The sequence below is a fragment of the Propionicimonas sp. genome (assembly GCF_049840635.1).
In the GTDB taxonomy this organism is placed as follows: domain Bacteria; phylum Actinomycetota; class Actinomycetes; order Propionibacteriales; family Propionibacteriaceae; genus Propionicimonas.
Genome location: NZ_JASGKL010000004.1, coordinates 146120 through 159871 on the forward strand (window position 1 = coordinate 146120; position 13752 = coordinate 159871).

The following is a 13752-nucleotide window of genomic DNA, read 5'->3' on the forward strand; positions in this document are numbered from 1 at the left end:
CGAGGAACGGAGGAACGATGACGATCCCGTCCGGTGGAATCACGGTGGCGCTGTTCGCCACGTGCATCAACGATGTGATGTTCCCGGGCACGCCCAAGGCGGTGGTGTCGGTGCTCGAGCGGCTGGGCTGCCGGGTCGAGTTCCCGCTCGAACAGACGTGCTGCGGCCAGATGTTCACCAACACCGGCTACTTCGACGCCGCCGTCCCCGACGTCCGCAACTACGTGAAGGCGTTCTCGGACTACGACTACATCGTCGGGCCGTCCGGTTCTTGCATCGGCGCCGTGCGGCACCAGCACCCGATGCTGGCCGAGCACGCCAGGGACGCGAAACTGGCCGAGGCCGTGGACGCGGTCGTCGCCAAGACCTACGACTTCACCGAACTGCTCGTGGACGTGCTCGGCGTGACCGACGTCGGCGCCTACTTCCCGCACCGGGTCACCTACCACCCGACCTGCCACTCGGTCCGGGTGGCGAAGGTCGGCGACCGCCCCTACCAGCTGCTCAGCAAGGTGAAGGGCATCGACCTGGTCCCGCTGGACGCGTCCGACCAGTGCTGCGGCTTCGGCGGGACGTTCTCGGTGAAGAACCCGGACGTCTCGGTCGCAATGGGCTCCGACAAGGCGCGGCACGTGATGGACACGGGCGCCGAATACCTGATCACCGGCGACAACGCCTGCCTGATGCACATCGGTGGCCTGCTGCACCGGCAGAACTCGGGCGTCAAACCCATCCACCTGGCCGAGGTCCTCGCCCACACCGAGGGAGGCAAGGCATGAGCACCGAAGCCATGCGCCGCACGCCGGCCCCGCCTCCCGGCACCTACCTGGGCATGCCGAAGTTCCAGAAGAACGCCAAGGAGCAGCTCGGCAACGAGCAGTTGCGCAAGAACCTTCGCCACGCCACCGGGACGATCCGCGCCAAGCGCGTGCTGCGGGTCTCCGAGGTGCCCGAGTGGGAGGAGCTGCGGCTGGCCGGCGAGGCGATCAAGAACCGGACGCTGCGCCACCTGGACCGCTACCTCGTCCAGCTGGAGGAGTCGCTGACGAAGGCCGGCGCCACCGTCCACTGGGCCAGGGGCGCGGCGGAGGCGAACGCGATCGTCGTCGCCCTGGTGAAGGCCAAGGACGTCGACGAGGTCGTCAAGGTCAAGTCGATGGCCACCCAGGAGATCGAGCTCAACGAGGCCCTGGAGGAGGCCGGCGTCGCGGCGTGGGAGACCGACCTCGCCGAGTTGATCGTCCAGCTGGGCCACGACCGGCCCAGCCACATCCTCGTCCCCGCGATCCATCGCAATCGCGCCGAGGTGCGCGAGATCTTCCTGCGCGAGATGAAGCAGTACGGCACGCCGGCCCCCGAGGACATCACCGACGACCCCGCCGAACTGGCCAGCGCCGCGCGGCGGCACCTGCGGGAGAAGTTCCTGCGCGCGAAGGTCGCCATCTCCGGCGCGAACTTCGCGATCGCCGAGACCGGGACGCTGGTCGTCGTCGAGTCCGAGGGCAACGGACGGATGTGCCTGACCCTGCCCGAGACGCTGATCTCGGTGGTCGGGATCGAGAAGGTCCTGCCGACGACGGCCGACCTCGAGGTGTTCATGCGGCTGCTGCCGCGCTCGTCCACCGGCGAGCGGATGAACCCGTACACGTCCATGTGGACCGGCGTCACGCCCGGCGACGGACCGCAGGAGGTGCACGTCGTCCTGATCGACAACGGACGCACTCACGCGCTCGCTGACCCGCAGGGACGCCCTGCCCTGCGCTGCATCCGGTGCTCGGCCTGCCTGAACATCTGCCCCGTCTACGAGCGGGTCGGCGGGCACGCGTACGGCTCGGTGTACCCGGGCCCGATCGGGGCGGTGCTGAACCCGCAACTGCGCGGCATCGAGCACCCGATCGACCAGTCGCTGCCGTACGCGTCCAGCCTGTGCGGGGCGTGCTTCGAGGTCTGCCCGGTGCGGATCCCGATCCCCGACATGCTCGTCCACCTGCGCAAGGAGGTGGCCGACCACAAGGCCGGCGTGCACCTGGAGCCGATCGCGATCGGGCTGGCCGGCTGGGCGTTGAGCGACCGCAAGCACTTCGAGTTCGTGGAGGGCCTGGCTTCGCTCGCCGCGCGGGTGCTGCCGAACACCCACTACCTCGGCCCGTTGCCGTGGCCGGCCGCGGCGTGGACGCGGGCGCGCGACCTGCCGATGCCGCCCCAGGAGTCGTTCCGGCAGTGGTGGCACAAGAACCGCGGGGAGGAGCAGCAGTGAACGCGCGCGAGGAGATCCTGGGTCGGGTCCGTTCGGCACTGGCGGACGTCACCCAGCCCGATCCGGAACTCGACGTCCCCATCACCTGGGAGTACGGGCGCGCGACCGCGATGCCGGACGTGCTCGACCGGTTCGTGGAGATGTGCGAGGACTACAAGGCGACGGTGGCCCGGTGCGGTGCGGCGGACGTCGCAGCCCGGGTCGCCGACCTCCTCGGCGGTGCCGGGGTTCGCTCGGTGGTCCTGCCGTCAGGGTTGGAGCAGACCTGGCGGCAGGCCATCGAGGCGGCGGGGATCACCGTCCACGACGACGATCCGCCCTTGTCACGGGCCGAACTGAACGCCATCGACGGCGTGGTGACCGCGTCCGCGGTGAGCATCGCGGAGACCGGCACGATCGTCCTCGACCACGCGGCCGATCAGGGCCGCAGGGCGCTCACGCTCGTGCCGGACACGCATCTGGTGGTCGTCCGCGCCGACCAGGTGGTCTCCGACGTCCCCGAGGCGGTCGCCCGCCTCGCCGACGCCGTGACCGCCGGCGCACCGCTGACCTGGATCAGTGGCCCTTCCGCGACCTCCGACATCGAACTCAGCCGTGTCGAGGGCGTCCACGGGCCGCGAAACCTGTTCGTCGTGCTGGCGGAGTAGCCCCCGCCCCGGCCGAACCTGTGCAGAACGTCCGGACGCTCTACCCTGCTGCCAGGGAGGTCGAGATGACACAGACCTGGGCCGAGGCGCGACAGGCGTACTCCGAGGCGACGGTGTGGTTCCAGGAGGTGCTCGCCCAGGTCGATGACCGCTGGGAGGAGCCGGGCCTCGGCGAGTGGGACGTCCGTGCGCTGGCCGGGCACACCAGCCGGTCGTTCCTGACCGTCGAGTCGTACCTGGCGGTACCGGCAGCCGCCGTCGAGGTCGAGTCGGCGCGCGACTACTACCTGGCGATCAGCGGAATGTCTGCGGGCGCCGACATCGCCCAGCGGGGCCGGGACGCGGGTCGCGCGCTCGGCGACGACCCCGTCGCGGCGGTGGCGGAACTGGCCCGGCGCGTACTCGCACTTCTCGCCGACCGGGACGGCGAAGAGCTTCCCACGACCATCGCCGGCGGCATGCGCCTGCGCGACTTCGTGCTGACCCGCGTGCTGGAGTTGACTGTCCACACCTCCGACCTCGCCGTCGCACTCGGCATCCCGGTCGAGCCGCCTGGGCTCCCGGCCCGGCTGACGCTCACCCTGATCGCCGATCTGGCCGTGGCCGGGGGACGGGCCGGCGACCTGCTCCTGGCCAGCACCGGCCGACGAGCTCTCCCGGACGGCTTCACCGTGCTCTGATCCTCCGACCTGTGGTCCGGTGCGGTGCTTTCGGCGATGGAGTAGGTTCCACGTCAGGCGAGAAGAGGAGGACGGGTGGAACTCGGACCTGTGGAGGTTGTGGTGTTCGCGCTGCCGGGTGAGGGGCTGGACGCGGCCGTCCTGACCGAGCTGGGCGCGCTGGTCGCCGGCGGCACCGTGCGCATCCTGGATGCCGTGCTGGCGCGCCGCGACGAGGACGGCACGCTCTCCGTGACGGAGTTGGCCGATGCCCCGAGCTGGGACGACCTGAGCGGCTTGGTCGACCACCTCGAAGGGCTGCTTGCCGAGGACGATATCGAGGAACTCACGAGCGGGCTCGCCGCCGGCAGCCAGGGGCTCGTGATCGCCTTCGAGAACACCTGGGTGGTCCCGCTGCTCACTGCGGTGCGCGGGGTGGGCGGCTCGGTGCTCGGCGAGGTGGCGGTCGCCGATGTCGTCGTGCAGGAGATCGTGGACACCGTTCCGGACGAGGAGGAGGACCGATGAGGCGAAGGGTGGGACGTCCCGGCCTGCTGGGCACGATGGCGCGGACGGCGGTGATCGCGGGGACCGCACAAGCGGCCGCGGGGACCGTCGCGCAGGCCCAGTCGGCGAAGGCGCAGGCCGTGGCCAACGAGCAGGCGGCCGCGCAGGCACAGCAGGCCGAACTGGCCGACCTCAGGCAGCAGGTGACGCAGCTGCAGGCCTCCGCCCCGGACCCGGCACCCGCCACGTGGCCGGTGATGCCGACCCCGCCGCCGGCACCCGCCGCACCCGCCGCGCCGGCCACGGACCTGATGGCACAACTGCAGCAGCTGGCGTCCATGAAGGAGGCCGGCCTGCTGTCGGACGCGGAGTTCGCGGCGGCCAAGGCCAAGCTGCTGGGCTGACCGTGGCCTACGACTTCAGCGTGCTCTAGCGTCCTGACGGCGTAGCGCTCAGCGGCGCAGGCCGGACTTCCGGACGGCCTCGATGCGCTGGCGGCGCAGCTCGTCCAGCTCGGGCATCGGCAGCGGGTCGAGTTCGTGGCCCAGTGCCCGCTCGAGCAGGTGGTCGGCCAGGTCGGGGTTCCGGGCGAGGATCGGGCCGTGCGGGTAGATGCCCAGCACATTGCCCTGGACGGCGCCGTCGGTGCCGTCGCCGCAGTTGCCGATGCCGATCTCGACGCGGGCGAGGGGTGCTGCGTCCGGACCGAGGTAGGTGAAGCCGCCGTGGTTCTCGAAGCCGGTGACCAGGCTCTCGGTGCCGTCCGGCCGCGTCCAGCTGCTGAGCACCTCGCCGACAGCGCGCTCGCTGCCGCGGCGGGTGGTCACGTCCAGCAGGCCGAGGCCGTCGATCACCTCGTCGTGGTCGCCGACGGTGAACGTCCGGCCGACGATCTGGTAGCCCGCGCACACCGCGAACAGGACGGCGCCGCGGTCGAGCGCGTCGAACAGGTGACCGTCGGCCTTCAGTTCGCGGACCGCCGAGATCTGCGCCGCGTCCTCGCCGCCGCCGAGGAGGTACAACGAGCCGGTCGAAGGCACCTCGTCGCCGGGCTCGACGACGGTCAGCGTTGCATCGATGCCGCGCCTCAGCAGCCGCTGTCGCAGGACCAGCGCGTTGCCGCGGTCCCCGTAGATGCCCAGCAGCGACTGGTAGACGAGGACGATCTCGACCGGTGTCATCGCAGCCCCGCCATCTTCAGCAGCTTCTGGAACGGTGTGTAGGTGGCGATCACGTCGACGGGCACGTCGCGGTCGCCGAGGGCGGCCCGTAGGTCGGGCTCCACCTCGTGGTCCACGCCGGCGTAGCTGAGCCGGACGGCGAGGTCCTGCGCGCGGGGGCCCGTGCAGACGACGTGGCGTCCGGCGAGCTGCTCGTACTCCACGTCCCACAGCCAGGACACGTCCTTGCCGTCGGCGGCGACCGAGTCGATCGCGAGCACCACCGGGTCGGACGTGGCCAGCGGCAGCGCCTCTGCCCAACCGGCGGGGTTCTTGGCGAGCAGCAGCCGCGCCCTGGTGCGTCCGAAGTGGGTGGTGGCGAAGCGTCCCGCGGGGGCGGTGACCGTGTGCATTCCCGCGAGCGCGTCGGTGGCGGGCACGCCGAACTCGACCGCGGCGGCGAGCGCGCAGGCGGCGTTCGACACGTTGAACGAGCCGGGCACCTGGAGGTCGGGGTGGACGCTCGTCCCGTTCGGCAGCACGATCCGGTCGCCGTCCACGCGGTAGGCCGCGTCCGGCTGGGTGAGTTCGCAGCCGGGGCAGTCCCAGCGTTCGCCGGCCGCGGTCGCGCTGCGGCGCAGCACGGTGCCGCAGGCCGGGCACAGCGCGCCGTCGGCGTTCCAGACCGTCGCGGTCTCGACCCACACCACGCGGGCCGCGGTGCCGGCCGACCACACGACGAGGGGGTCGCAGGAGTTGGCGATGATGGTGGGGCCTGCGGCGGCGGCGGTCTCGAGGGCGATCCGCCAGGAGCGTCCGAGCGCCTTGATCTCGTGATGGCGGTCGAGCTGGTCGCGGCTGAAGTTCAGCAGGACGAGGATCTCCGGACGCGCGTGCGCGATCATGTCCGAGACCACGCGCTCGTCGGTCTCGAGCACGGCGATGTCGGACCGCGGCCGCTGGCTGAGCGCCGAGGCGATCCCGTAGTGGAGGTTCGCGCCGTCGGCGTTGGTGACCACGCGGTCGGCGTCCCTGCCGAGCCCCACGCGCACGGCCGCCGCGAGCAGGTGCGTGGTGGTCGTCTTGCCGTTGGTGCCCGAGACCGCCAGCACGCGGCGGCCCTGGAGCAGGTCGGCGAAGGCGTCCGGCGCGATCCGGGTGAGCACCTGGCCGCGGATGGACGCCCCCGAGCCGCGACCGGCGAGGCGGGAGGCGAGCGCGGCTGCGTCCCCGAGCCGGATGGCCACCCACAGGCGCAGCAGCTCGCCCCGGGGCAGGGACGCGGGCGCTGCGGGCGTGCTCAGGGGGGACGGCATGGCCCCATTGTGCCAACTCACAGGCGGTCCACTGTTCCCTGCGGTCCACCATTGACAACGTACAACTGTTTGGTTGTATGTTTGTGGGGTGATCGAGGACGCAGAGGGCAGGGCGGACGCGTTCTTCCACGCCCTCGCCGATCGCACCCGGCGCGACATCCTGCGCAGGGTGCTGGCGGGGGAGCACTCGGTCACGCAGCTGGCGGCGAACTACGACATGTCGTTCGCCGCCGTCCAGAAGCATGTCGCCGTGCTCGAGCGAGCCGGCCTGCTGACCAAGCGGCGTCACGGCCGCGAGCAGCTGGCCAGCGGCGACGTGGACGCGGTGCGGTCGGTCGCCTCGATGCTCTCCGAGCTGGAGGGCGTGTGGCGGGGCCGCATCGACCGCATCGACTCGTTCCTCCAGGAAGGATGACCCATGCCCGTCATCGATGTCTCGACCAATCCCGACGACCGTTCGATCGTGATCACCGCGGAGTTCGCCGCTCCGTTGGCCCGGGTCTGGCAGCTGTACGCCGACCCGCGCCAGCTCGAGCGGGTCTGGGGTCCGCCGACGCATCCGGCCACCGTGGTGGAGCACGCGCTCACCCCGGGCGGCCGCGTGCTGTACTACATGACCGGACCCGAGGGTGAGAAGTACTACGGCGGCTGGCGGGTACTCGCCGTCGACGAGCCGAACGGCTTCACGTTCGAGGACTTCTTCGCCGACGAGGAATTCCGCGTCCGGTCGGACCTTCCGGTCTCCACCAACACCTACGCCTTCGAGGCGGCCGGCGCGGGGACGAGGGCGACGTTCTCGAGCACCTACGAGACCGCCGAAGCGCTGGCCCAGGTGCTCGAGATGGGCATGGAGGAGGGCGCCACGCTGGCGATCAACCAGATCGACGCCCTGCTCGCCGAGGGCTGACCGGCCTCAGCGGTCGCCGTCGGCCAGTTCCGTCCACGTTGTAGTGGACGCAACTGAGGCGTAGTCGCCCGTTTCCGTCCACTTTGTGGTGGACGGGGGTGCGGGCGGCCCCAGCCGTTCCCGTCCACCCTGTAGTGGACGCAGCTGCGGCGTAGTCCCGCGTTTCCGTCCACTTTGTGCGGGACGCGAGCCCGTCCACCTTGTGGTGGACGCAACTGCGGTGTAGTCGCCACTTTCCGTCCACTTTGTGGAGGTCAGGCGGGGGACGGGGCGACCTCGTAGTAGGCGGGGTGCTTGGCGGATCGACCCGCGCCGGAGCTCGTCCGCCGGATCCGGCGGCCCAGCCAGGGGCCGAGGTGGTCTCGGGCCCAGACGAGGTTCCAGTCGAGTTCCTCGCGACGGCTCATCGACGGCGCGGGCGGCAGCGGCGCGTCCCAGTCGGGGCTGTCGGGTGTCAGTCCGAGTCCGACCAGCGCACCCTGTGCGACCCGGGCGTGGCCGGCGGCGTTGAGGTGGATCCGGTCGTCGTACCACATCCGCCAGTCGTGCAGGGAGCGCATGTTCCAGGCGTCGAGGACGTGGGCGCCGTGCCGGCGGGCGACACCGACGAGCAGCATGTTGTAGATCGCCGTCCGGTTCCGGGTGAGCCTGACGACCGGAGAGTCCTTCGCGTCGATGCCGAGGCCGATCAGCACGTCCGCGCCCGCCTCGCGGAACCGGACGACGGCGCTCTCGACCGCGGCGGCCATCGCGTCCGGGTCGGCGTCGGGACGCAGCATGTCGTTGCCGCCGCCCCAGATGCTGACCAGGTCCGGGGCCAGGGTGAGCGCCGGCTCGACCTGTTCGGCAAGGATCGGGCCCAGCAGGCGTCCGCGGATCGCCAGGTTCGCGTACCGGATCGGCGCGCCGGCCCGGTCGGCGAGGTGCTGGGCGAGGCGGTCGGCCCAGCCGATCGGCTCGCCTGCGGCGTCCAGGTCCTGGAGACCCTCGGTGAGGGAGTCACCGATCGCGACGTAGGACCGCCAGCGGATCGCGTCGGGCACTGCCGCACCTGCCTTCGTGGTTGGTTGTCGTCACGGTAGCGCGCGTTGTGGCTGCCGGTCGGGCGTCCGGGGTTTGCGGGACGCGGACGCGGTGCCAGAGTGACCCCATGACGTCCGGCTTCCCCATCGACGCGGTCCACTTCTTCACCGAACTCGAGCACAACAACGAGCGCGCGTGGTGGCTGGCCAACCAGGACCGCTGGCGCCGGGTCGTGCGGGAACCGATGCAGGCGCTGTGCGACGCGCTGGCCGGGGAGTTCGGGGAACCGAAGGTGTTCCGCCCGTACCGCGACGTCCGCTTCTCCGCCGACAAGACGCCGTACAAGACCCACCAGGGCGCGGTCGTGCACATCTCGCCGGGGGTCGGCCTGTACGTGCAGCTCAGCGGCGCGGGCCTGCTCACCGGGACGGGCTGGTGGCGCCCCGAGCCGGGGCAGCTGGACGCCTACCGGGCGGCGGTGCTGGACGACGACACCGGTGAGGCGCTGGTGGCGATCGTCGCGGCGCTGGAGGAGGGTGGGGTGGAGGTGCACGGTGACGAGCTCAGGACCGCGCCGCGCGGCGTGGATCCCGCCCACCCCAGGATTCGGTTGCTCCGGTACCGGACGGTGCTCGCCACGGCCGACCACGGTGATCCGGACTGGCTGGCCACCCCGGAGGTCGTCGACCGCGTCCGCGCCGACTGGCGCAGCTTCGCGGCCCTGAACCGGTGGCTCGCGACGTCGCTCGTGCCGCGGGAGGATGTCTCGCCTCGCTGACACGCTGAGGCGGCCGCTCCGCTCGTACTGGGGCGGGCCGGGATCAGACCGGGGTGCCTTCGGCGACGGCACCGGGGGGACGCCAGCCGTCCTCGTGGAGCCGTCCGATGCCGTCGAGGATGAGGTCGAGGGCGAAGGCGAACTCGGCGTCCTCGTCGCAGGAGGCACCGGCGTGCGACGACGTCGTGGCCATCCGCACGATGGCGGGATACGACGCCGAGAAGTCGGACAGGGCCCGCGCGCGTTCCTCCGGGGCCTCCGGGACGCGGGGGGTCGGGAGCACGTCACGGGTGAATCCCCACATGCGGGTGCTGAGGGTGTGCATCGCGTGGTGCACGAGATCGGCCGAGAGGCCGCCGGCGAGCATCGCTGCCATGAGCGAGTCCATGTACGCGAGCGTCGTCGCGGTCGCGAGCGTGCGGGACTCGATCGCGTCCCTCGCCCACGGGTGCGCGAGGAGCACACTGCGCGCGGCGAAGATGCGCGACCGGACGGCCTGGCTCCATCGGCCCTGGTGGGCGGCGGGGGGGATCTGGTCGAGTACCTGGTCGAGCATCGCGTCGATGAGCTGCGACCTGTTCGCGATGTGCTTGTACAGCGCCATCGGCGTCACACCCAACCGCTCGGCGACGCCGCGCATGCTCGCGGCGTCCAGCCCGTGCTCGTCGGCGAGTTCGACCGCGGCCTGGACGACCCGCGGCCGATCGAGTCGGCCACGCGCGATCGGGATTGACACGTATACAGCGTACACCTAACCTACGACGAGACAGCGGTATACGCCGTATATCCAGAATGGAGGCACTCTCACGTGACGCACGCTCGACGACGGCACGCCCGCGCTGCCGGCCTGCTCTATCTCCTCACCCATGTCACGTCCGTGGCAGCGGTGTTCGCCTACGGCTCCGGCCTCGTGGCCGCCGGCGTCACGCTCGAGTTCGCGCTGGCGATCGGCTGCGCGGGGACGGGGGTGCTGATGGCGGTCCTGCTGCACTCGTACGGCCCGGCGCGCGCCGCGACCTTCGCGCTGTTGCGCGCGGTGGAGGCGTCGGTGATCCTCGCTGGCGCCCTTCCGCTGCTCGCGACCTCGCTGGTCCCCGACGTCGCGGAGCGATGGTCAGAGACCGCCGCCGCGGTGCACGCCGCGTCCTTCCTGCTCGGCCAGGGGCTGGTGATCAGCGTCAACACGATCGTGCTCGGATGGCTGCTGTGGGACTCGCGGGCCGTGCCTCGAGGGCTCGCTGCGCTGGGGATCGTCGGGGGGACGGTCGTACTCGCCAGCAACGGTGCCCAGCTGTGGGCGGTGATCCCGCTCAACGGGGTCGCTGCCGGCATCGCGGCCGTCCCGGTCTTCTGCTTCGAGCTGTGGCTCGCGATCCACCTCATCGTCGTGGGTGGTGCGGTCAACAACGCGACGCTGTGAGTTTGTCCACCACACACGGTGTACGGATTCACACCTACGCGCGTGCCGGCCTGCACGAAGAAGCCCGCCCCGACCAGGTGACCTGGTCAGGACGGGCTTCGCATGGGGTGAGTAACGGGACTCGAACCAGATACTCTGCATAATGCCGAATAACGGAATGCTCCCTAGCCGTCAGCGCAATGACTAGGTGATACGCCTCAACATACGCGCCCCGTTACTTGGTCAGAAGTGGGCAGACAGAGGCTCTCGGGGGCTGTTATATTGCACGTATGTTGCACGAACAGCGGGAGAGAAGGGGCTTCGGACGTCTCCGGAAGCTGCCCTCGAAGCGCTGGCAGGCGGCCTACACAGGCCCCGATCTCGTCCTGCACCGCCCGCCATCGACGTTCATGACCAAGGACGACGCCGTGGCATGGCTGGCCGCCGAACGGAAGCTGATCGACCTCGACACGTGGACGCCGCCGGCCGAGCGACGAGCCGTCCGCAAGGTCTCGGGGCAGACCGTCGAAGAGTTCGCCAACGAGTGGCTGTCCGGCCGCAAGACCGCCAAGGGCGAGCCGCTGAAGGCGCGGACAGCCGCCGACTACCGCCGCTACCTCGACCGGCACATCCTCCCGGCGCTGGGGAGCTTGCCGCTACGACAACTCACCCCGGCGCGCGTTCAGGCGTGGTACGACGAACTCGACGCCCAGACGCCCACGCAGCGAGCGCACGTCTACCAGCTGCTGCGGGCGATAGCTACGACGGCCGCCGACAAGAAGCTGATCCCCGCCAACCCGTGCAAGATCCCGGGCGCCGGACGCGCCCAGCGGGCCAAGAAGATCACGCCGGCGACCCCCGCCGAGCTGGCGGCGATCGCCGCGAACATGCCCAAGCGGTTGCAGCTGGCCGTCCTCCTCGGTGGCTGGTGCGCGCTGCGCTACGGCGAGATCGCCGAACTCCGCCGCCGGGACATCGACCTGAAGCGGGGGACCATCACCGTCTCCCGAGGCGTGACCTGGCCGAGCGTCCGCGACCCCGAGACCGGCAAGCTGACCTCCACGGCGGTCGTCGGCACGCCCAAGACCGCCGCTGGCCTCCGCGAGGTCCACATTCCACCCCACATCCTCCCGGCGGTGGAAGCCCACCTCGCCGAGCACACCGACCGCGGCCGGGATGCGATGCTCTTCGCGTCGTCCAGCGGCCAGCACATCCACCCGCGGGCGTTCGGCTGGCAGTACCACCAGGCGAGGGTGAAGGCCGGACGGTCCGACCTCCGATTCCACGACCTGCGCCACACGGGCGCCGTGCTTGCTGCCCAGACCGGCGCCACCCTCGCCGAACTCATGGGCAGGCTCGGCCACTCGACACCCAGTGCCGCGATGCGCTACCAGCACGCGGCAGCCGACCGCGACAAGGCGATCGCAGAGGCGCTGTCGAGGTTGGCGGAAGCGTGACTATCGTTATCGTGAGCCGTGGCGATCCCCGAAGGCCCACCGCGCGATCGTCCTGCTCCGATGGCGCCGGTTTGTGGCCCGTTGTCGTCAGAGGAACAGGCCGTCCGGCACTTCTGGCCGTGCGGTGACTGGACCGATGTGCCGGCGCAGCACTCTCAGGGTCTCTTGCGGGCTCAGGTTGCCGTCCACAGCGATCTCGCCGGGCATCCCCAACAGATCGCGTTCCCGGTACCACTCCCGCAACCGGTCCGGACCGACCTCGGCCGCCATCGGTCGGCCCGCATGACGTCGCAAAGTCTCTTCCAGGCTGGTGTAGAGGTAGAACACATGGGCAGGGCCGTCGTGTTGGCCGATCAGGTCGCACAGCATCGAACGGTAGTGGCCTGAGTGGAGGATGCCCTCGACGATGACGTGGTAGCCGCTATCAAGGCAGTACCGGGCCGTGTGGGCGATCAGCCCGATGTTGTCGCCGTTCGGACGGTCCTGCTCACGCAGCACCACGCGACGCAGATGGTCCTGGCCGATGTTGGCGGTGCCGCGCCCCATGGCGAGTTGAAGGTCGTGCGCCAGGGTGGTCTTTCCCGAACCCGAGTTGCCCCGGATGACCACCAGATGCTGCGACATCGACACACCCTGACCATAGCGATCAGTCGCCCGCAGGAGACTTGACACGCAACCGCGCCAGCCGCGGCAGCGTGCGCTGGTCTCGCAGGGAGGTTGTGGGCTGATCATGCGGTGGCTCCCGCGGCAGGTGCGCTCGAGTCGGCCCCGGCGTAGCCTCGACCCGTTCGGTTGCGGACGGGAAGGTCGTAACGGATGCGGGTAGATCAGGGCCTCGACGCGCGTCTCCTGCAGTTCAGCCGCAGCGGGATGGCACGAGCGGTGCGGCGCCTCAGGGCACTGGCTCTCACGGCGGTCGGCCTCTCGTTCCTGGCCGCCTGCACCGCCGCTGCGCCTCCGGCGCGGCCGACGGAAGGTGCGTCGGCCGCATCTACAGCGTCCCCTGCAACTGCGTCCTTCCAGCCCGGGCAGTTGTCGTGCATCGACGCGTATACCAAGGAAATGCAAGGCGGTAAGGCGGTGTTGACCGCCTCCGGTGTGGGCTTCGAAGCGCTGAGCAAGGCCGGGTTCGACCCGATCCCGGCCGAGGGTGCGCTGCCTTGGGAGGCGTCGGGTGGCTACTTCTCGAAGTCACCGATCTACCTCGACGACCGCGTGGCCTGGGCCGAAGTCACCGCGATCACGGGGGAGGTTAGGTTTGCGTGGGTGCCGTCGGCCGTCTGGACCGGCCAGGAGCGAGCGACCGGAGACTACGAGACTGCCAGCGTCCGGCTCGAATCGTGCAATGACTCCTACACAGGCTTCTTGGGCGGCATCCTCACGCCCACAGCGCATGCGTGCATCACGCTCGGGATCCGAAGCAACCTCCACCCTGATGTCGAACCATTCCGGGTGGCAATCGGCAAGGGCACCTGCAGCTAGCCTCGGGCGGCCGCGCCTCACTCAACCCAGCAGCGAGGAGTCCGCTACACACGCGCAGGGTCGACCCCGAGGGACACGAGGTGCTTTCGACAACAGGATCCGGCTCGCAGGCCCGGCAGCCAAGACGGACAGCCGTTTCGAATGATCCTCCGGCCATCAG

The 13752-nt window shown here is 70.5% G+C and carries 17 protein-coding genes; 12 read left to right on the plus strand and 5 right to left on the minus strand.

Annotated features, from left to right (window positions below; translation table 11 throughout):
- Positions 1 to 17 precede the first annotated feature (17 nt).
- The 6 genes from QM779_RS00895 (at position 18) to QM779_RS00920 (ending at position 4474) form a co-directional block, all read left to right on the plus strand.
- Positions 18 to 779, plus strand: a complete 762-nt coding sequence (locus QM779_RS00895; protein ID WP_428530306.1) for a (Fe-S)-binding protein — start codon at positions 18 to 20, stop codon at positions 777 to 779.
- Complete coding sequence (locus QM779_RS00900) at positions 776 to 2257, plus strand: LutB/LldF family L-lactate oxidation iron-sulfur protein (RefSeq protein WP_428530308.1); 1482 nt, start codon at positions 776 to 778, stop codon at positions 2255 to 2257. Before QM779_RS00895 ends, QM779_RS00900 begins: the two co-directional genes overlap by 4 nt.
- Positions 2254 to 2904: a LutC/YkgG family protein gene (locus QM779_RS00905; protein WP_428530310.1), complete on the plus strand. Its 651-nt coding sequence runs from the start codon at positions 2254 to 2256 to the stop codon at positions 2902 to 2904. The genes QM779_RS00900 and QM779_RS00905 overlap by 4 nt, the downstream gene beginning before the upstream one ends.
- 65 nt (positions 2905 to 2969) lie before the next feature.
- Positions 2970 to 3584: a maleylpyruvate isomerase N-terminal domain-containing protein gene (locus tag QM779_RS00910; protein ID WP_428530312.1), complete on the plus strand. Its 615-nt coding sequence runs from the start codon at positions 2970 to 2972 to the stop codon at positions 3582 to 3584.
- Between the two features lie 75 nt (positions 3585 to 3659).
- The gene (locus QM779_RS00915; RefSeq protein ID WP_428530314.1) at positions 3660 to 4091 is read left to right on the plus strand and encodes a DUF6325 family protein; all 432 of its coding nucleotides are present in this window, start codon (positions 3660 to 3662) and stop codon (positions 4089 to 4091) included.
- Complete coding sequence (locus QM779_RS00920; protein WP_428530316.1) at positions 4088 to 4474, plus strand: SHOCT domain-containing protein; 387 nt, start codon at positions 4088 to 4090, stop codon at positions 4472 to 4474. Before QM779_RS00915 ends, QM779_RS00920 begins: the two co-directional genes overlap by 4 nt.
- A gap of 48 nt (positions 4475 to 4522) precedes the next feature.
- On the opposite strand, the gene QM779_RS00925 is transcribed toward QM779_RS00920, so the two are convergent.
- Together QM779_RS00925 and QM779_RS00930 are read right to left on the minus strand one after the other, a co-directional pair.
- Positions 4523 to 5251, minus strand: a complete 729-nt coding sequence (locus QM779_RS00925; protein ID WP_428530318.1) for a type 1 glutamine amidotransferase — start codon at positions 5249 to 5251, stop codon at positions 4523 to 4525.
- The gene (locus QM779_RS00930; RefSeq protein ID WP_428530320.1) at positions 5248 to 6546 is read right to left on the minus strand and encodes a MurT ligase domain-containing protein; all 1299 of its coding nucleotides are present in this window, start codon (positions 6544 to 6546) and stop codon (positions 5248 to 5250) included. The genes QM779_RS00925 and QM779_RS00930 overlap by 4 nt, the downstream gene beginning before the upstream one ends.
- 88 nt (positions 6547 to 6634) lie before the next feature.
- On the opposite strand from QM779_RS00930, the gene QM779_RS00935 reads away from it, so the two are divergent.
- Together QM779_RS00935 and QM779_RS00940 are read left to right on the plus strand one after the other, a co-directional pair.
- The gene (locus tag QM779_RS00935) at positions 6635 to 6961 is read left to right on the plus strand and encodes an ArsR/SmtB family transcription factor (protein ID WP_428530322.1); all 327 of its coding nucleotides are present in this window, start codon (positions 6635 to 6637) and stop codon (positions 6959 to 6961) included.
- Between the two features lie 3 nt (positions 6962 to 6964).
- The gene (locus QM779_RS00940; protein ID WP_428530324.1) at positions 6965 to 7453 is read left to right on the plus strand and encodes an SRPBCC family protein; all 489 of its coding nucleotides are present in this window, start codon (positions 6965 to 6967) and stop codon (positions 7451 to 7453) included.
- A 254-nt stretch (positions 7454 to 7707) separates the two neighbouring features.
- On the opposite strand, the gene QM779_RS00945 is transcribed toward QM779_RS00940, so the two are convergent.
- The gene (locus tag QM779_RS00945; protein WP_428530326.1) at positions 7708 to 8496 is read right to left on the minus strand and encodes an SGNH/GDSL hydrolase family protein; all 789 of its coding nucleotides are present in this window, start codon (positions 8494 to 8496) and stop codon (positions 7708 to 7710) included.
- Between the two features lie 107 nt (positions 8497 to 8603).
- Here QM779_RS00945 and QM779_RS00950 point away from each other — a divergent pair, with 107 nt between their 5' ends.
- Positions 8604 to 9254, plus strand: coding sequence for a DUF2461 domain-containing protein (locus tag QM779_RS00950; protein ID WP_428530328.1), 651 nt, complete (start codon positions 8604 to 8606; stop codon positions 9252 to 9254).
- Positions 9255 to 9297: 43 nt separating this feature from the next.
- Here QM779_RS00950 and QM779_RS00955 read toward each other — a convergent pair whose 3' ends face one another.
- Positions 9298 to 9990: a TetR/AcrR family transcriptional regulator C-terminal domain-containing protein gene (locus tag QM779_RS00955; protein WP_428530330.1), complete on the minus strand. Its 693-nt coding sequence runs from the start codon at positions 9988 to 9990 to the stop codon at positions 9298 to 9300.
- Between the two features lie 72 nt (positions 9991 to 10062).
- On the opposite strand from QM779_RS00955, the gene QM779_RS00960 reads away from it, so the two are divergent.
- Positions 10063 to 10674 carry a DUF4386 domain-containing protein gene (locus QM779_RS00960; protein WP_428530332.1) on the plus strand — a complete coding sequence of 204 codons (612 nt, stop codon included), beginning with the start codon at positions 10063 to 10065 and terminating at the stop codon, positions 10672 to 10674.
- Positions 10675 to 11063: 389 nt separating this feature from the next.
- Entirely contained in the window at positions 11064 to 12110 is a 1047-nt protein-coding gene (locus QM779_RS00965) for a tyrosine-type recombinase/integrase (protein ID WP_428530334.1), read from the plus strand.
- Between the two features lie 87 nt (positions 12111 to 12197).
- Here QM779_RS00965 and QM779_RS00970 read toward each other — a convergent pair whose 3' ends face one another.
- The gene (locus QM779_RS00970) at positions 12198 to 12734 is read right to left on the minus strand and encodes an AAA family ATPase (RefSeq protein WP_428530336.1); all 537 of its coding nucleotides are present in this window, start codon (positions 12732 to 12734) and stop codon (positions 12198 to 12200) included.
- Between the two features lie 192 nt (positions 12735 to 12926).
- Here QM779_RS00970 and QM779_RS00975 point away from each other — a divergent pair, with 192 nt between their 5' ends.
- Complete coding sequence (locus tag QM779_RS00975) at positions 12927 to 13592, plus strand: hypothetical protein (RefSeq protein WP_428530338.1); 666 nt, start codon at positions 12927 to 12929, stop codon at positions 13590 to 13592.
- Positions 13593 to 13752 lie beyond the last annotated feature (160 nt).